Consider the following 18179-nt stretch of genomic DNA (forward strand, 5'->3'; position numbering starts at 1 on the left):
GCCCCTTGTCGGCATCGGACGGCGCTTGGTGACGGACATTGCGCGGATCGAAGCGCCACGCGTGGTCTCTACGTGTCCTTCGGACGGCCCGTGACCGCACTCGAGGGCAACATCCTCACGCCTGGTTTCCCGCACGCGCGGACAGGCTCGATCCGGGTCACGCGTCGCGCCGGCAGCCACCGCGGGGCAGCGCCCACGGCGTTGACGGTGCGCATGACGCCATGGATCGCCTCATGTCATCGTGCGGCCGTGATGCTGCAGAGATAAAGACTGGTTCACCTGGGAGTGCTGGCGAATGAAAAGACCCTCGATCCTGATCGTGGAAGACGAGGCGATCGTTGCGCTCGACCTGCGCTTGCAGTTGCAGGACCTCGGCTATGACGTCGTGGGCGTGGCTGCCAGCGGCGAGGAGGCGATCGCTGCCGTGGACACACTGGTGCCGCAACTGATCCTGATGGACGTGCGTCTTCAGGGCAAGGTGGATGGCATCGAGGCGGCGCATTGCATCCGCAAACGGCACGACATACCGCTGATCTTCCTGACCTCGCACAGTGACAACGACACCGTTCAACGCGCCGCGCACACGGCACCCTACGGTTACCTGACCAAGCCGTACCAGGTCAAGGAACTGCGGGCCGGCATCGAGGTGGCGCTGACCAAGGCGCGGATGGAGCGGCAACTCCGGGAGGCCGATCGGTGGTTCGCCCACACCTTGCGGTGCGTGACCGACGGGGTGATCGTCACCGATCTCGAGGCCAGGGTCCGCTTCCTCAACCCCACCGCCGAGGCGCTGACCGGATGGTCGCTGGACGAGGCAGTGGAGCGCGACGTGGGCGAGGTTGTGTGCACCGCGGGATCAGACGCCGAATCGTCCGGGACAGACCGCGGTTCGGGTCTGGTGTCGGCCGTGTTGCGGTCGGGGCGGCCGATGCCGGTGGCGCACGGCATACCCATCGTGTCACGGGATGGCGCCACGCGCGTCGTCGATGAGACCGCCGGTCCGGTGGACGACGACAGCGGCCGAAGGCTCGGGGCCGTCCTGGTGCTTCGCGACGCCGCGCAGCGCCTTGCGCACGAAGCCTTGTTGCGCGCGAGCGAGGCCCGTTTCCGCAGTGCCTTCGACCACGCGCCCCTGGGCATGGCGCTCGTGTCGTACGCTGGCGAGTTCATCCAGGTCAACGATGCGTTGTGCCAACTGCTCGGCATGACCCGCGATGAACTGTGCGCGTTCACGCAGACCGAGCTGACCGCCGAGGCCGATCGAGACCATGAGATGCACAGACTGCGCGACCTGATGCGCTTGGACGTCGGTGTCGTGCAGTTCGAGAAGCGGTACGTGCGGCCATCGGGCGAGCCTGTCTGGACCTTGGTCAGCGTGTCGCTGCTGCGCGATGGTGGGCAGGCAGCCTGCCACCTGTACCAAGTCCACGATCTGACCGAACAGAAGAGGGCAGCGGAACACCTGGCCATGCTGGCCGACGAGCGGATGCAGCGCAAGGCCAGCGAGCTGGCGAATGCGTCGAAGACCGAGTTCCTGTCGAGGGTCAGCCACGAAATGCGCACGCCGCTGAACGCGGTGATGGGATTCGCCCAGCTGCTGCAATTGCAGCAGCTGACCCCCGATCCGGAGCGGATCGGAAAGTACGCTCAGCACATCCATGCCGCCGGTGAGCACCTGTTGGCGCTCGTGACCGACCTGCTGGACCTGAATCGAGCCGCGCAGGGCACCCTCAGGATCGAGAACTCGCCAGTGGCGCTGGCACCAGTCGTCGCCGACGCGCTCCGCCTGATCCAGGGCCAGGCCGCAGCGCATGGGATCCTCCTCGATGCCGAGATTGCCGACAGCCTGCGGGTCCTTGCCGACGCTCAGCGCCTGCGGCAGGTGCTGCTGAACCTCGGCTCAAACGCCATCAAGTACAACCGCCAGGGTGGCACGGTGCGGATCCGGGCCGCACGTGGAGAGGACGAGGCCGTGGCGCTGACGATCGAGGATGGCGGCATCGGCATGACGCCGGAGCAACTGGATCGACTGTTCCATCCGTTCGATCGGCTGGGCGCCGAGCGCACGGCGATCCCCGGCACGGGGTTGGGATTGGTGATCGCTCGCAGCCTGGTCGTCGAGATGGGCGGAACGCTGAAGGTCCACAGCACCTCGCGGACAGGAACGACAGTGACTGTGCAATTGCGGCCTGCCTAGCCCTGTGGTGCCGAGGCAGTTGGCTTGCGAGCATACATGTCGCGGTCGGCGGCCTCGATCAATGCGTCCGCGTCGGCGCCGTCGCGAGGGTAGATGGCCAGACCGATGGTGCCGCCGACAACCACCATCAGGTGTGCAGGAGCGATGTCCAGCGGTTCTCGCAGGCGGTGCTCGAGTTGGGTGCGAATCTGTTCGGCGCCGTCGACCGAATCGATGCCGTCCAGCAGCACGACGAACTCGTCCCCAGCCCAGCGCGCGACCAGATCGGTGTCGCGGACGCCTTGACGCAACCGAAGCCCGAGCATCGACAAGACCCTGTCGCCTGCCTCGTGGCCGAACGAATCGTTGATGCTCTTGAAGCGATCCAGGTCGACGAACAGCACAGCGAGCGCGCGTTCGTCGGCCACGCGCCGGCTGTGATGGGTGCGCTCGGTCAGTCGCTGCATCACGCCTTCGCGGTTGGCCAGGCCGGTGAGGCGATCGGTGCGAAGCTTGATCTGCATCCGTTGAAAGCTGTCGGCCAGCATGCCCAGTTCCTTGGTGCGCTGTGCGCCCATGGGGGTGTCCAGATCGCCGTCGCCGATTCGCTGCGTGGCGTCGGACAGGCGCCGCACGTCGTCCGTGACCCAGCGCACGATCCACAGGCCGATCACCGCGACCGCCAGCGCGGCAATGGCGCCGGACAACGCCGTCCGCGTCACGTTGGCGCTCACCCCCGCCATGAAATCATCGCGTGGCAGTGCTACCACGACGGACCAATCGAGTCCTGCGCTGTCGACCACGCGCGCATAGCCGGTTTCGATCGTCCTGCCATCGGGTCCGGTGAAGCTCAATGACCCCGGTTTGGCCAATGACGAGTCAGACAGGCGATCGCGCAGCTTGAGATAGGTCGCCTCCAGCAGGGGCTCACCGGAGCCGAGCGCGGCGACGCGGTCGGCGGATCCGTCGGCCTTGCGCCGAAGGTTCGGCGCATTCGACGCAGCGATCAGTTGCCCGTTCGGTTCGACGATGAACGCAATCCCGTTCGCAGAGACCTTCAATCGGCGAACGAAGTTGTCGAGTGCGAGCAAGGAAACGTCGGTGGCAACGACGCCCTCGATCACCCCCGTCGGGCCCATGACCCGTCGGGCCCGGGTCGCCACCAGTTCCAGCGTTCGGAAATCGACGTAGATCGAGGTCCAGGTCTGTAGGTCGCTGTTCACGCCGGCCAGGTACCAGGGCCTGTGGCGCGGGTCGAACACGCGGGCTTCGCGCAGCGGTGGCTGCAATTCGCCCGCAATTCCCTTGAAGTGCTGGATCGAGCGCGGCGCGTCGGCCTCGAACTTCAGGCGCAGTTCTGCCTCATCGGCGGAGTGCCTCCACAAGCCCATGAACTGGCCACTGCGATTGCCATAGTAGACATAGTTGTTTGGATCGCGATGAAGCGAGGTGGCGATCCAGAACCGCGTGCGCAACGGACCCACCTCCTGGCGCAGATCGCTTGCCGCCGGTACCCCGTTCGGGAACGCGGCCTCCAGCACGGCGCCCGAACCCACCACGTGGCGTTCGATCGCCTGGCCAATGCGTTGCACGGTCTCTTCCAGGAGGCGGGCAGACAAGGTGTCGACGGCACTGCTGCCGGCCGAATACGACAACGCGCCGAGTGTCATGGCCAGCCCAATCACCAGGCCGACAAAGGGAATCGTCAACAGGCGCTGGAGCGAGCGCTGGCCACGTGTTGTCTTCATCCGGCCAATGATAGGAGGGCGAATCCAGGGTCGGTGCTTCGCGTCGCGGCCACCCGCTCCGACCTGGTACCGATTGGCGTCGACGGTGAGTCGTTTCCACGTGGCCTCGTCGTCGCGAGCCCATCTGGCCTTCTGACCGTGGCTGATGGTCAGAGCCGTGGCAGCGCGGTACTGAACACCGCTCCACCATCGCTGTGAGCCTGCAGCGTACCCCCAAGTTGAATGGACAGTGCGCTCGCCAGTTGTAGCCCCATGCTCGCAGCGGTGCCCAGGTCGAAACCCTGCCGCAACCCGACACCGTTGTCCGAGACGATCAACCATGGTGTCTGGCCACGCGTGCTGAGCGCGACCCGGATCTCGCCCCCTTGCTGATCGTCGAAGCCATGCTCCAACGCGTTGAACACGAGTTCCGTGACCAGCAGGCTGAACGGGATGGCACTGTCCAGGCGGCAGGGCCTGTCCTCGATGGCGGCGACGAGGCGGATGCCGCGTGCGCTGGCGCCGGCAGATTCATCGATCTGTCGAAGCAGGTCACGCGCGTAGTCGTCGAGCGACACTTCCGTGAGATTCCCCGACTGGTACAGCTTCTCGTGAACCAGCGCCATGGCCCGTATCCGTCGGGCACTCTCGGCAAGCGCCAGCCGGACGGAATCGTCTTTCGAGCTGCGAACCTGCAGGCTGAGCAAGCTCTGCACCAGTTGGAGGTTGTTCTTGACGCGGTGGTAGACCTCCTTGAGCAGGACTTCCTTCTCGCGCAGCGCTGCGCGGAGTTCGATGTCGGTCGAGCGCTGCTCGGTGATGTCCCGCCCGACGGAATGGATGAGCACGGCCCGGTCCGCATCCTCCGTCAAGGCCCGGCTGGTCCAGGCCACCCAGCGGACGTCGCCGCTGGCCGATCTCGATCGATGGCTGGCCGACAAGGACGTCCCCGCGGCGGCCACGGACTTCACGTGCTCCCGAACCGTGTCGTGATCTGCAGGGTCGACGAACTCGAAGAGTGGGCGGCCGATCATCTGGGCGCTATCGAGCCCGACGTGCCTGGCGTACGCGCCGTTGACGAACACCAATGTGCCGTCGGGCCGGGTCAACGCGATGAATTCAGTCTGATCCTCGACGATCGCGCGGTAGCGCGCCGCGCTCAGGGCCAGTTCCCGGTGCATCGCCACCTGCCGCTGACGGTCGACCAGAGCCACACTGGCCACCCGGGCCAGACCGAGGAGCATGGCACGCTGCGCCTCCGTCAGCTGTCGGGGCTGCCGATCGATCACACAGACGGTGCCGACGCGCTCACCGCCCTGCAGCACGATGGGGGCGCCGGCGTAGAAGCGGATCAGCGGATCCCCGGTCACCAGCGGGTTGCTCGCAAATCGACCATCGACGCGGGCGTCGGCGATCTCGAGGAGCTCTTCCTGGCGGATGGCATGGTCGCAGAACGCCACATTGCGGGGCGTCTGCTCCACGCCAGGCAATCCGACGTTCGATTTGAACCATTGGCGGTCGATGTCCACGAGCGACACCAGCGCAATCGGCATGCCGCAGGCTTGTGCCGCCGTGGCAGTGATCGCATCGAACACCGGCTCTGGCAGGCTGTCGAGCACATTCAGACTGGCCAGCGCCTCGAGGCGGCGCTGCTCGGCGTGCAGGGGAGGCTCGGGTGTCATCACCATGGTCCTTGGTCACCGACGACAGGCCGCAGGGCTCGATCGGCTGCGGCTTGCGGAGGTCAAGGCCGGATTGTTGCCTGAACCACCGCGCTGAATGGAAGCGGCTCGCACATCGCGCAGATTGCCCGGCATGGGAGGCAACGATCTGCACCACTGCAGACGAAGGTGCCTGCCGCATGGGCGTCATTCAAGATCTCACTTCGATGGTCGCTTCTTTTGCCTGCCAGACACCCGGGGGATTGCACGCGGGCATCAGGAACAGCCACGGCGGACTCAAGCGTTTCCAAGTATCCGAAAGATCTCTGCTCCTGCCGCAGGCAGTGCTTCTGCTCACGGCCGGGCGGCATGTCGAACGGCACCAGCATCTGCGAGCACAGCACCGAAGCCGTCGGCAAGCGGCCCTGGTTGGTCCAGCGGTGCATCGAGCCATCGACCATCACGGTCAGCCGCTGTGACGCCACACGGCGCAACCACCTCGCTCACCTCCCCACCCCCAACCCCTCCGCCGGCCTTCGCAGCGTGCGGTCGAACGGGTTGATCTGCGCCGCCAGCGCGCGCGCCTCGCGCTGCAGCAGGTCCACCACCACCGGCAGGCGCTCGCCTTCCAGCCGGGCGGTCAGGGTGCCCACGCTCAGCGCCGCGGCCACGCGGCCGTTGGCGTCGAATACCGGCACCGCCACGCCGGCCATGCCGTCGATCAGGCCCGAGTTGGTGTTGGCATAGCCCTGGCGCTGCACGCGGGCGACCTCGGTGCGCAGGTACACCTCGTCCAGCGCGCCCAGGTGGCGGATGCGTGGCACGTTGTGGCGCATCACCTCGTCGCGCTCGCCTTCGGGCAGGTGGGCCAGGATGGCCATCGCGCCCTGCCCCACGCCCAGCGGCACACGCCCGCCGATGTCGCCGGTGAAGCTGCGGATGGGAAACGGGCCCTCCCAGCGGTCCAGGCACATCGCGTCGAAGCCGGCGCGCACCAGCAGGAACACGCTGTCGCCCAGCGACGCACCCAGGCGCAGCAGCGCCGGCCGGCAGCGTTCGCGCAGGCCGCCGGTGTCGCCGGCGCGGGCGGCCAGCGAGAAGAGCACCAGGCTCAGCGCATAACGCTTCGTCTGTGCGTCCTGTTCGACCAGGCCCTCGTCCACCAGTTGCTGCAGCAGGCGGTGCGTGGTGGCCTGGGTAAAGCCCACGGCCTTGGCCAGGTCGATGACGCGCTGGCCGCCGTCGTCGGCGCTGGCGGCCAGGGCTTTCAGGATCGTCACCGCCCGGTGCAGGCTGGACACCGAGGCTTCGGCGCTGGGCATGATCTTGTTCCGCGAAATGGAATGAACCGATATTACCCACAGGATTCCGACATGTGGGTCGCTACGGACTTTCATTCCGCCGATTGGGTTTCCATCCTTGACGCGCGGCCCGCTGCATGCCCACACTGCGCCCAACGCGAGGCCCCCTGCCATGCCCTTTCTCGTGATCGACGGCCTGTCCAAGTCCTACGGCGACGTGCACGCGCTGGTGGACTTCCACCTGTCGGTCGAGCAGGGCGAACTGATCAGCCTGCTGGGGCCGTCGGGCTGCGGCAAGACCACCACGCTGCAGGCGCTGGCCGGCTTCGTGCTGCCCACGCGCGGGCGCATCGTGCTCAATGGCCGCGACATCACCCAGGTGCCGCCCGAAAAACGCGGGCTGGGCATCGTGTTCCAGAGCTATGCGCTGTTCCCGCACATGACGGTGGCACAGAACGTGGCCTTCGGCCTGGAGATGCGCGGCCTGCCCCGCGCCGAGCGCGACCAGCGCGTGGCCCGCATGCTCGACCTGGTGCACCTGCCCGACCTGGCGCAGCGCTACCCGCGCGAACTGTCGGGCGGCCAGCGCCAGCGCGTGGCAGTGGCCCGCGCGCTGGTGATCGAGCCGCCGGTGCTGCTGCTCGACGAACCGCTGTCCAACCTCGACGCGCAGTTGCGCGAGGCCATGCAATTCGAATTGCGCCGCATCCAGCGCAAGCTGGGCACGACCACGCTGATGGTCACGCACGACCAGGCCGAGGCGCTGTCGATCAGCGACCGCGTGGTGGTGATGCACGCCGGCCGCGTTCAGCAGATCGACGCGCCGCACCGGCTGTACGAGCACCCGCAGAGCCGCTTCATCTCCAGCTTCGTCGGCAAGACCAACCTGCTGCGCGGGCGCGTGCGCGGCCGCATGGTCGAGCTCTCCACCGGGCTGCAGCTGCCGCTGGGCCCCGCCGCCGCGGCCGACGGCAGCGAGCTCACGCTGTGCCTGCGGCCCGAGAAGCTGGTGCTGTTGCCGGCCGGGGCCGGCCGGCTGCCGGCCCGCGTGACCGAGCGCTTCTTCCTGGGCAGCCAGTGGCTGTACCGCGTGCATTGCGCGTTGGGCGACCTGGAGGTGGCCACCGCCAACGACGGCCGCGAGCCCTGGCCCGAGCAGGCCGAGCTGGGCCTGGGCTGGTCGGACGACGTGGCTCGCGTGCTACCCCCCGAAGCGAGCGCTCCGTGAGCAGCACGCGGGCCACGCCCTATGTGCTGAGCGCGCCGGCGCTGGCCCTGTTCGGCCTGATGGTGCTGCTGCCGCTGGGGCTGACGCTGCTGCTGTCGTTCCAGCGCTTCAGCCACGAGACGGGCGTGCAGGGCGGCTTCACGCTGGCCGCCTACGCCACCGTGCTGGGCGACAGCTACTACTGGGAGGTGTTCGGCCGCACCGGCTGGGTGGCGCTGCTGACCACGCTGATCTGCGTGGCCCTGGGCGCGCCCGAGGCCTACATCCTGAGTCGCATGCGCGCGCCCTGGCGGTCGGTGTTCCTGCTGGTCATCCTGGCGCCGCTGCTGGTGTCGGTGGTGGTGCGGGCCTTCGGCTGGAGCCTGGTGCTGGGGCCGGCCGGCTTCGTCAACCAGTTCTTCGAGTGGGTGGGCATCGGCCGCCAGCGCATGCTGTACACGCCCATCGCGGTGGTGGTGGCGCTGGTGCACGTGATGCTGCCCTTCATGGTGATCCCGGTGTGGACCTCGCTGCAGAAGCTCGACCCGCAGGTGGAGAACGCCGCGCTGTCGCTGGGCGCGTCGCGCTTCACCGTGTGGCGCCGCGTGGTGCTGCCGCAGGTGACGCCGGGGCTGCTTTCGGGCGGGCTGATCGTGTTCGCGCTCAGCGCCAGCGCGCTGGCCATCCCCGGCCTGCTGGGCGGGCGCCGGTTGAAGATGGTGGCCACGCTCATCTACGACGAGTACCTGCACGAGCTGAACTGGCCGCTGGGCGCGGCCATCGCGCTGGCGCTGCTGATGGTGAACCTGGCGGTGATGCTGGGCACCCAGGCCCTCCTCGAAGGCCGCTATCGCAAGCGGATGGGTGCATGAGAGCCCCCACGCTCACTCTGTTCGCTGCCCCCCGAGGGGGCGTCGGCCCGCTTGGGGCGGCCCGGCGCTGGCCGATATGAGAGCCCCCACGCTCACTCTGTTCGCTGCCCCCCGAGGGGGCGTCGGCCCGCTTGGGGCGGCCCGGCGCCGGCCGATATGAAGAACGGCCCCTTCGCGATGCTGTTCAACGCCCTGGTGGTGGCCTTCATGCTGGCGCCGCTGGTGGTGGTGTGCCTGGTGGCCTTCACACCCAGCGACACGCTGCAGGTGCCCTGGGGGGCGTATTCGCTGCGTTGGTTCCGCGCGGTGTTCGAGCACAGCGACCTGGTGCAGTCGTTCTGGAACAGCCTGGCCGTGGCCGCCGTGGCCGCCACGCTGTCGGTGGCGCTGGCCATTCCCGCCGGGCTGGCCATCGCGCGGCACGATTTTCCCGGCCGGCAGGCGCTGAACGGCCTGCTGATGAGCCCGCTGATCGTGCCGCACCTGGTGCTGGGCGTGGCCATGCTGCGGCTGTTTGCCCTGCTCGACGTGCGCGGCTCCAGCCTGTGGCTGACGCTGGCGCACGTGGTCATCGTCACGCCCTATGCGCTGCGGCTGATGGTGTCGGCGCTGGCCGGCAGCGACCGCAGCATCGAGCAGGCCGCGCAGTCGCTGGGCGCCGACCGCGCCACGGTGTTCCGCCGCATCACGCTGCCGCTGATGCTGCCGGGCATCACCGGCGGCTGGATGCTGGCCTTCATCAACAGCTTCGACGAGGTGACCATGTCGATCTTCATCACCTCGCCGCAGACGGTGACGCTGCCGGTGCGCATGTACATGCTGGCCACCGAGTCGATCGACCCGATGATGGCCGCGGTGTCGGCACTGATCGTCGGCCTGACCGCCGCGGTGATGGTGCTGCTGGACCGGCTCTACGGGCTGGATAAGGTGTTGGTGGGCCAACAATGAGCACGTCGCCCGGCCGTCCGAAGACGTGCTCGCTCCCGTCCGGCGGGACAGCGCGAAGCGCAAGGGTGCAGGCATGACCAAGCCGCTGCTCACCCGCCTGGCGGCGCTGCCGCGCACCCGCGTCGACTTCGAACTCGACGGCATGCCCTGCACCGGCTTCGACGGCGACACCGTGCTGACCGCCGTGCTGGCCCAGGGCCAGCGCCTGCGAGAGACCGAGTTCAGCGCCAGCCCGCGCGCCGGCTTCTGCCTGATGGGGGCCTGCCAGGACTGCTGGATGGACAGCGCCGACGGCCCGCGCCTGCGCGCCTGCAGCACGCCGCTGCAGGCCGGCATGCGCCTGCTGACGAGGCGCTTGCCATGAGCACCGTGGCCATCGTCGGCGCCGGCCCGGCCGGCCTCCGCGCGGCCGAGCAACTGGTGGGCGCCGGGCTGCGGCCGGTGCTGATCGACGAATCGCCGCGCGTCGGCGGGCAGATCTACCGCCAGCCGCCGCCGGCCTTGCAGCGGCCGGTGCGCGCGTTGTACGGCTTCGAGGCCGGCAAGGCCACCGCGCTGTTCCATCGGTTTGCGCAACTCGCGCCGCAGGTCGACCACCGCCCCGACACCCTGGTGTGGCAGATCGAGGGCCGCACGCTGCACCTGCTGTGCGGCGACCGCGCTGACTCACTGGCCGTGGACGCGCTGATCCTGGCCACCGGCGCCACCGACCGCGTGCTGCCCTTTCCAGGCTGGACGCTGCCGGGCGTGTTCACGCTGGGCGCGGCGCAGGTGGCGCTGAAGGCGCAGGCCAGCCTGGTGGGCCCGCGCGTGGTGTTCGCCGGCACCGGCCCGCTGTTGTACCTGGTGGCCTGGCAATACGCGCACGCCGGCGGCACGGTGCAGGCGGTGCTGGATGTCGCCCCGCCCGGCAGCCGCGTGCGCGCCCTGCCCGACCTGCTGGCCCGCCCCGAGGTGGCCGCCAAGGGCGCCTACTTCCTGGCCCAGCTGCGGCTGGCCGGTGTGCCGGTGCACCAGGGCGCGCAGTTGGTGCGCGCCGAGGGCAACGGCTGCGTGCAGCACATGCACTGGCGGATCGGCCCGCGCCGGCACGTCACCGCCTGCGACGCCATCGCCTTCGGCCACGGCCTGCGCAGCGAAACCCAATTGGCCGACCTGGCCGGCTGCGCCTTCGAGTTCAGCGCCATCGACCAGGCCTGGCTGCCGCGGCAGGATGCGCAGGGCCGCAGCAGCGTGCCGGGCGTCTACCTGGCCGGTGACGGCGCCGCCATCCTGGGCGCCGACGCGGCCGAGCTGAGCGGCGCGCGGGCCGCACGCGCGCTGCTGCAAGACCTGGGGCGGCCCGCGCCCGCCCGCGACGACGCGGCCGCGATGGCCATGCACCGGCGCTTCCGCCAGGGCCTGGAGGCGCTGTGCCCGCTGCCCGCCGACTGGGCCGCGCAAGCGCCCGACGATCTGATCGTCTGCCGCTGCGAAGAAGTCACCGCCGGCACGCTGCGCGCCTGCGTGCACGACACCGGCACCGACGAGCTCAACCGCCTGAAGGCGCTCACGCGCATCGGCATGGGCCGCTGCCAGGGCCGCATGTGCGCGCCGGCCGCGGCGCGGCTGCTGGCCCACGCGGCAGGACGCCCCCTGGCCGAGGTGGGGCGCCTGCGCAGCCAGCCGCCGGTCAAGCCGGTGCCGGTGGCCGTGCTCGGCGCGGCCGCAGCGGCCGTGGCCCCCGTGCCGTCGGACGAACGCGATGACTGAGCGCCTCGATACCGACGTGGCCATCGTCGGCGGCGGCATCGTCGGCAGCTCGGCGGCGCTGTTCCTGCGCCGCTTCGGCTTGCGGGTGGTGCTGCTCGAGCGCGGGCTGTGCGGGGCGGCGGCCAGCGGCGTCAACTACGGCGGCGTGCGCGTGCAGGGCCGCGCCCTGTCGCAACTGCCGCTGGCGCTGCGCTCGCGGCAGCTGTGGCAGCAACTGCCCGAGCTGATCGGCATCGACGGCGAGTACGTGCGCTCGGGCCACCTGAAGCTGGCGCGCACCGACGACGACCTGGCTCGGCTGGAAGACTACGCGCGGCGCGTCGACGGCCAGGGGCTCGACCTGCAGCTGATCACCGGCGCCGCCTTCCGCCAGCGCTACCCCTGGCTGGGCCGCACGGCGATGGGCGGCTCGTGGTGCCCCGGCGACGGCCATGCCAACCCGCGCCTGGTGAGCCCGGCCTTCGCCCGCGCCGCGCGGGCCGCCGGGGCCACGGTGATCGAGCACTGCGAGGTCACCGAGCTGGGCCACGACGGCCAGGGCTTCGTGCTCGGCAACGGCCGCGGCCTGCACGTGCGCGCGCCGCGCCTGCTGAACTGCGCTGGCGCCTGGGCGCTGACGGTGGCGCGGGCCTTCGGCGACGACGCGCCGATGGAATCCATCCACCCAGGCATGGCGGTCACCGAACCGATGCCGCGCTTCATGGACATCAACATCGGCGTCGAGGGCGGCGGCATCTACGGCCGGCAGACGGCGCGCGGCAACTGCGTGATGGGCGGCAGCCGCGGCGCGCCCGGCACGCCGCTGCACGCCAAGCCGCGGGCGCAGGCCATCGGCGAGCTGTGCCAGCGCATGGCCGAGCTGTTCCCGCCGCTGGCGCATGCGCAGGTGCTGCGCTTCTGGAGCGGCGTGGAAGGCTCGCTGCCCGACCACCAGCCCGTCATCGGCCCCGGCACCCGGCAGCCGCAGCTGTTGCACGCCTTCGGTTTTTGCGGCGCCGGCTTCCAGACCGGCCCGGCGGTGGGTGAGGCGCTGGCGCAATGGGTGCACCATGGCCGCTCCGACGTGCCGCTGCAGGCCTTCTCGATCGACCGTTTCACGCCACACCTCACGCCGCACCTCACGCCCAACGCGGCGCCCGCGCCGCACCACGATCCCATTTCCTCCCACTGAAAGGACGCGACCATGTCACACCATCGAACCCCGGCCCTGCTGTTCACCCTGTCGGCGCTGGCGCTGGCCACGGCGGCTTCGGCCCAGGCGCCCAAGACGATCTATATCGGCATGAACGGCGGCGACATGGAGCGCTCGTACACCAAGTACGTGTTCCCGGCCTTCGAGAAGATCCACAACGCCAAGGTGGTGGTGGTGCCCGGCACCTCGTCCGACATCCTGGCCAAGGTGCAGGCCAGCAAGGAGAAGCCGCCGGTGCACGTGATGTTCCTGGACGACGGCGTGATGATCCGCGCGATGAAGATGGGCCTGTGCCAGAAGATGGCCGATTCGCCCGTGCTGCAGGACCTGTACCCCTCGGCCCGCATGCCCGGCGGTATGGCCGCGGGCGTGAACGTGGGCATGACCGGCATCGGCTACAACAAGAAGCTGTTCGACGAGAAGAAGTGGGCCGCACCCACCTCGTGGCTCGACTTCGCCGACCCCAAGTTCAAGGGCAAGGTGGTGTTCCAGTCGATGCCGTCCAGCAGCTTCGGGCTGCACGGCTTCCTGATGTTCAACCGCACGCAGGGCGGCACCGAGAAGAACGTCGACCCCGGCTTCGCCAAGTGGGGCAGCACCATCGGCCCCAACGTGCTGGAGTACATCCCCAGCTCGGCCAAACTGAGCGAGATGGTGCAGAACGGCGAGGCCGCGATCTTCCCGCTCACGCCCACTGGCGTGGCCACGCAGAAGGCCCGCGGCGTGCCGATGGAATACGCGCAGCCGAAGGAAGGCTCGGTGCTACTGATGGTGGCCGAGTGCGTGACCGCCAACAACGACAACCCGGCGCTGGCGCAGAAGCTGGCCGAGTTCCTGTTGACGCCGCAGGCGCAGGCCGCGGCGCTGGAGTTCGGCAACCAGATCCCGTCGAACCTGAAAACGCAGCCCGGAACGCCGGCCGCGCAGGCCACGGTGGACCGCTTCAAGGGCTACATGAAGACCGTGATCACGCTCGACTGGGACAGCATCAACCAGCTGCGGCCGGAGTGGAACACGCGCTGGAACAAGACCGTGGAGCGCTGAGAGTCTGAGCCCTGCAGGGCACTGACGCGGCGGCGGCCGGCGCCGGCCACCGCCAGCGCCCTGCCCGCCTCACTCGCCCTTGGCCGGCACGTACACCGGCAGCAGCTCGACGCAGCGGTGCGTGCCCAGCTTGGGCAGCTTCAGCTCGAAGCCCACGCGCACCTGCAGCGGCCCGGCCACTTTCACCTTGGTGAGGTCGAGGCTGCCGCTGAACAGGCCCTCCTTCGGCCTGCCGCCCGCGCCGTCGCCCACCAGCGGCACGCGCACGGTCTGCCGCGCGAACAGGTCCTTGCCCGCCGCGCCGTGGCGGGCCAGCAGCGTGCCCAGTTGCAGCAGCGCCCGGTCGGCCTTGTCCTTGGCCAGCAGCTTGGGCGGCACCTCGATGCTTTTCAGCGCGGCGGCATGGCGCTTCAGCAGGTCGGCGATCGAGCGCGTCGGGAAGGTGACGTCGGCGAAGGCCTTGCCGGACGCGACCGGCTTGTCGCCCAGGCGCACGGCGTGCTCGATGCGCAGCAGGTTCTGGAACAGGAACTTGCGGTGCACCTGGGCCTTGCAGTGGAAGTCGGAATCGGCCAGCACCGCGATCGTGGCCTTCAGCGGCTGGTTGCCCGGGTTCTTCAGCACCTTCAGCGACATGCGCCAGGTGCCAGCGCGCGGCCAGGTGACGCGGTAGAAGGTGTGCGTGGCGCCCTTGAAGACGAAGGCGCGGGTGGTGGCGGGCGTGAGCACCGCGCCGCCCGGCTCGGTGAGCTGCAGCTCGATCTCGGCCCCCGGCGTCTGCCACGACAGCGCGAAGTGCGCCTCGCGGGTGCTGCCGTCGATGGGTGCGCTGTCGGCCAGGCCGGCCGCGCCCACGCTGACGGAATTGAGGTGCACCACGCCGCCGCAGCCGGCACCGCCGACGATGGTGTAGTAGATCTCGTGCAGCTTGTGCAGGTCGGCCGCCGATTCGACGAAGTGCACGGCGCCGGTGCCCGTGCGGCTGGCGATGTTGTTGAGGGTGGGCAGGTCGCTGTCGGGGCCGATGGCGATGGCGTGCACGGCGATGTTGGCCGCGGCGATGCCATCGAGGAAGGGGTTGTCGATCAGCGGCGGCCCGCTGGTGTGCTTGCCGTCGCTGAGGAAGATCAGCGCGCGCGGGCGGCCGAGGTCGGGGCCCAGCGCGGTGACGCCGCGCTCCAGGCCCTCGCGCAGGTCGGTGTTGCCGCTGGGCGTGACCGGGTCGATGGCGGCATGCGCGGCATCCTTCACCGACTGGTTGTCGACCAGGGTCAGCCCGAAGGGCGTGGCCGCCGTCTGATTGAAGGTGACGACGCCGGCCTTGTCGTTGATCTGCAGCAGGTCGATGAACTGGCGCGCGCGCTGCTTGGCCGGCTCCATGTAGCCCGAGTAGCCCATGCTGCCCGAGCGGTCGATCACCTGAACCACGTCGGCCGGGTTGCACGAGAAGCCGGTGGCGTTGGACACCACCAGCGCATAGTCCTGCCGCAGCGCCGGCAGCAACTCGGCGATGCCGGTGACGACGTTGACGCCCTCCACCTCGATGCGCCACAGGCCGGTGGCGGGCGCCGCGACGATGACCTTCTGCACATTGTTGCGGATGTCGCCGATGGGGTCGGACGTGAGCGTGGTGGCAGTGGCCACATGCACCACGCGCAGGTGCAGCCGGTTCTGGATGGTGTTGCCCGGCGGGTCGCGCCACACCAGCGTCACGGCCAGCGGCGCGGCGGCCGACGAGACGAAGATGTCGTAGGTGCGGATGTCGCCGGTGGCCACCGCGGTGGCCAGGCTGTCGTCGAAGTGCGTGCGCCGCGTGGCCGCCGGCGACAGGGTGTTGAGCAGGTCGACCCGGCCCCAGCCCTGCGAGTTGTTGGGCACGCCGGCGCCCATGTCCACCGCGCCGTTGATCATCATGGCCTTGATCAGCGCCCCCGACGGCGTGTGGCCGCGCTGCTCGACCAGGTACTGCCGCAGCAGCGCGCAGGCCCCCGCGGTCAGTGGCGTGGCCATGCTGGTGCCGCTTTGGAACATGTAGTTCGTGGCCGACCCGGCGCCCGACCCGGGCGGCATGGCCGGCGCATTGGCGTCGCCGGCAAAGAAGATCGGCTGCCCGGGAATGCCCAGGCCCACCGCCTCGGCGTGGGTGGCGACGCCATCTTCGTCGCCGGTGCCGGGCAGGCCGTCCGGCCCGACGTCGTCGACGGCCACCGACGACCGGGCAGACAGGATCCAGGTGCCGGGCGCCACCACGTCGGGCTTGCGGCGGTTGTTCTGCGCCGGGCCGATGCTGCTGAACGAGGCCACGTCGTTCTGGTCGTCTGCCGCCACGGCCACGTTGGGCAGCGTGGCCCCCGACGGGAACATCGGGCTGGCCGGGAAGTTGACCGACGCCGGCAGCGTGCGCAGGCTCTCGCTGGCGCCGATGGTCAGCACGTTCTTGGCCGTGCCTGGCGAGCCGACCTTGTTGGCCGCCTTGGCGCCTTCGTTGCCGGCCGAGAAGCAGACCAGGAACTCGCGGTTGGCGAAGGTGAAGGCGTCGGCGTCGCTGGAATCGCCGTTGTAGGCGCCGTTGACCGGCGCGCCCCACGAGTTGGTGTGGATGCGCGCCCCCTGGTCGCGCGCCACGTCGAACAGGCCCACGCCCACATCGGCCGGGATGCCGCCCAGGTTGCCGCCGTTGTCCATGATCGACTGGAACACCAGCCGCGCCGCCGGCGCCGTGCCGCGGACGCGCTGGTTGGAATTGGCGCCGTTGCCCAGCACCGAGCCGGCGACGTGCGTGCCGTGCCCGTCGGGGTCGCTGGCATTGCCCGGCCGGCCGAGCGCGAAGATGTTGACGATGCGGCCCTGGAAGTCGTCCAGCATCGTCGCGTCGTTGACGCCGGTGTCCAGGCCGGTGTCGGCGACCGCGACGATCTGGTTGGCCCCGTCGAGCCCGAAATCGGTCTGCACGACATCGGCGCGCATCAGCCCGGTGGCCACGTTGTTGTTCAACTGCCGCGGCTCGAACGGATTGACCTCGCGCACCATCGGCAGCGCCGCCAGCGCGGGCAGCAGGTCGAGCGAGGCCTGCACCACCAGCCGGTCGCCGCCGGCACGGACCACCGTGGCGCCCAACGCGCGCACCGCATCGGCCGCGGCCAGCAGTTCGGCGGCGTCGAACAGGATCAGTTCGAGGTTGCCACCCACTCCCGCCGCCTGGGCCGCCGCGCGCGCCACGGCGCGGCGGCGGCGGGCGCCGGCGGCGCCGTGAGCGTCAGGCCGGCCGACGGCGCCAGCGCCGTCACCGCGCCGGGCTGCAGCAGCGCGGCATTGACCTTCAGCGCCGGCTGGTAGGCGACCACCGACTCGACGAAGTCCAGCGCCTGCACGTCGTCGACCAGGTCGCCGGCCATCGACGCGAGGTAGCTGTCCTCGGTCAAGGCCTGGTGCAGCCGCACGCCCAGGCGCTCGAGCGCGGTCTTCCAGTCGGGGTGCATCGGGCCGGCGACGCGCACCACCTGGCGGCTCTGCCCCTGCGCGTCGACCACCGCGGTGGCACTGGCCGAGCGCAGCACGGGCGCCGCGGTGTCGACGCTGAAGCCGCCGATGTCCACCGGCGGTGCCTCGGCCAGCTCGCGCACCCGCAGGCCGCCGTCGGCCAGTTGCTTCAGTTGCGCGGCATCGCCCCGCACCAGCACCGACGCACCGTACTGCGCCAGCACCGACGCGCCGCTGGCGCGCACGCGCTTCAGGTTGCCCGGTGCATCGTCACCGAGATGGATCATGGCCTTCGTGCTCATGGGGCGCTCCGTTCCTTGTGGGGTGCCGACACGTTAGCCACGGCCCTTGCACCACCCAATCCCTAGGACGGCAGGCTGCGGCGTTGCGCGTCGTCACATCGGATGACGCGGCAGCGGCGCATGCTGCTGTGGCGCCGGCCTACGACGGCAGGAAGTCCACCGGCCAGCTGACGACCATGGTCTCCACGTCCTTGGCGCCGAAGTCGAACTGGCGGATGCGCGCCAGCAGCTTGCGCTCCAGCTCGGCCGCGTGCAGCTCGCTGGCCACGATGCGCAGGTCGGCCACCTCGCCCGAGGGCGCGATCCTCAGCTCCAGCACCACCTTGCCCTGCAGGCCCGGCTCGTCGCGCAGCGCGCGGTTGTACAGCGCGTAGATCGCGCCCTTGTGGCGGTCGAACACCAGCTTGATGTCCTCGATCGAGCGCGAGGCCTTGCCGCTGCCGCTGCGCTGCACGGTGCCGCCCTTCGCCGCGCCACCGCCCAGGCCGCTGCCGCGTCATCCGATGTGACGACGCGC

At 69.8% G+C, this 18179-nt stretch carries 15 protein-coding genes; 8 read left to right on the plus strand and 7 right to left on the minus strand.

Annotated features, from left to right (window positions below; all coding sequences use genetic code 11):
- The first annotated feature begins 295 nt into the window (after positions 1-295).
- Positions 296-2197, plus strand: coding sequence for a PAS domain S-box protein (locus tag EOINJALH_RS22200; protein WP_088284220.1), 1902 nt, complete (start codon positions 296-298; stop codon positions 2195-2197).
- Here the strand turns inward: EOINJALH_RS22200 and EOINJALH_RS33360 are convergent.
- The 4 genes from EOINJALH_RS33360 to EOINJALH_RS22215 all read right to left on the minus strand — a co-directional run bounded on the left by EOINJALH_RS33360 (position 2194) and on the right by EOINJALH_RS22215 (position 6886).
- Complete coding sequence (locus tag EOINJALH_RS33360) at positions 2194-3924, minus strand: GGDEF domain-containing protein (RefSeq protein ID WP_088284222.1); 1731 nt, start codon at positions 3922-3924, stop codon at positions 2194-2196. The genes EOINJALH_RS22200 and EOINJALH_RS33360 overlap by 4 nt on opposite strands.
- Positions 3925-4073: 149 nt before the next feature.
- Positions 4074-5585 carry a sensor histidine kinase gene (locus EOINJALH_RS22210; RefSeq protein WP_158219853.1) on the minus strand — a complete coding sequence of 504 codons (1512 nt, stop codon included), beginning with the start codon at positions 5583-5585 and terminating at the stop codon, positions 4074-4076.
- 62 nt (positions 5586-5647) lie between these two features.
- The gene (locus tag EOINJALH_RS31375; RefSeq protein ID WP_158219854.1) at positions 5648-6025 is read right to left on the minus strand and encodes a hypothetical protein; all 378 of its coding nucleotides are present in this window, start codon (positions 6023-6025) and stop codon (positions 5648-5650) included.
- A gap of 42 nt (positions 6026-6067) precedes the next feature.
- Entirely contained in the window at positions 6068-6886 is an 819-nt protein-coding gene (locus tag EOINJALH_RS22215) for an IclR family transcriptional regulator (protein WP_088284226.1), read from the minus strand.
- Between the two features lie 151 nt (positions 6887-7037).
- On the opposite strand from EOINJALH_RS22215, the gene EOINJALH_RS22220 reads away from it, so the two are divergent.
- The 7 genes from EOINJALH_RS22220 (at position 7038) to EOINJALH_RS22250 (ending at position 13880) form a co-directional block, all read left to right on the plus strand.
- A complete protein-coding gene (locus tag EOINJALH_RS22220) occupies positions 7038-8093 on the plus strand; it encodes an ABC transporter ATP-binding protein (protein ID WP_088284228.1) in 1056 nt (351 codons plus the stop codon).
- Positions 8090-8944 carry an ABC transporter permease gene (locus tag EOINJALH_RS22225; RefSeq protein WP_404872787.1) on the plus strand — a complete coding sequence of 285 codons (855 nt, stop codon included), beginning with the start codon at positions 8090-8092 and terminating at the stop codon, positions 8942-8944. The genes EOINJALH_RS22220 and EOINJALH_RS22225 overlap by 4 nt, the downstream gene beginning before the upstream one ends.
- 156 nt (positions 8945-9100) lie before the next feature.
- Positions 9101-9892 carry an ABC transporter permease gene (locus tag EOINJALH_RS22230; protein ID WP_088284230.1) on the plus strand — a complete coding sequence of 264 codons (792 nt, stop codon included), beginning with the start codon at positions 9101-9103 and terminating at the stop codon, positions 9890-9892.
- Positions 9893-9965: 73 nt separating this feature from the next.
- Positions 9966-10256 (plus strand): (2Fe-2S)-binding protein, encoded by a 291-nt coding sequence (locus EOINJALH_RS22235; protein ID WP_088284232.1) that lies wholly within the window; start codon positions 9966-9968, stop codon positions 10254-10256.
- Positions 10253-11644, plus strand: a complete 1392-nt coding sequence (locus EOINJALH_RS22240; protein WP_088284234.1) for an NAD(P)/FAD-dependent oxidoreductase — start codon at positions 10253-10255, stop codon at positions 11642-11644. The genes EOINJALH_RS22235 and EOINJALH_RS22240 overlap by 4 nt, the downstream gene beginning before the upstream one ends.
- Positions 11637-12815 carry an FAD-binding oxidoreductase gene (locus EOINJALH_RS22245; RefSeq protein ID WP_088284236.1) on the plus strand — a complete coding sequence of 393 codons (1179 nt, stop codon included), beginning with the start codon at positions 11637-11639 and terminating at the stop codon, positions 12813-12815. Before EOINJALH_RS22240 ends, EOINJALH_RS22245 begins: the two co-directional genes overlap by 8 nt.
- Positions 12816-12827: 12 nt before the next feature.
- Positions 12828-13880 (plus strand): ABC transporter substrate-binding protein, encoded by a 1053-nt coding sequence (locus tag EOINJALH_RS22250; RefSeq protein ID WP_088284238.1) that lies wholly within the window; start codon positions 12828-12830, stop codon positions 13878-13880.
- A gap of 69 nt (positions 13881-13949) precedes the next feature.
- Here the strand turns inward: EOINJALH_RS22250 and EOINJALH_RS22255 are convergent, their stop codons facing one another.
- The 3 genes from EOINJALH_RS22255 to EOINJALH_RS22265 form a co-directional block, all read right to left on the minus strand.
- Entirely contained in the window at positions 13950-17069 is a 3120-nt protein-coding gene (locus EOINJALH_RS22255; protein WP_144290132.1) for a S8 family serine peptidase, read from the minus strand.
- Entirely contained in the window at positions 17048-17662 is a 615-nt protein-coding gene (locus tag EOINJALH_RS22260; RefSeq protein ID WP_088284242.1) for a hypothetical protein, read from the minus strand. The genes EOINJALH_RS22255 and EOINJALH_RS22260 overlap by 22 nt, the downstream gene beginning before the upstream one ends.
- Positions 17663-17801: 139 nt before the next feature.
- Positions 17802-18116: a TonB family protein gene (locus EOINJALH_RS22265; RefSeq protein ID WP_234413985.1), complete on the minus strand. Its 315-nt coding sequence runs from the start codon at positions 18114-18116 to the stop codon at positions 17802-17804.
- Positions 18117-18179 lie beyond the last annotated feature (63 nt).

Source organism: Ideonella sp. A 288 (assembly GCF_002198735.1).
In the GTDB taxonomy this organism is placed as follows: Bacteria; Pseudomonadota; Gammaproteobacteria; order Burkholderiales; family Burkholderiaceae_C; genus Pseudaquabacterium.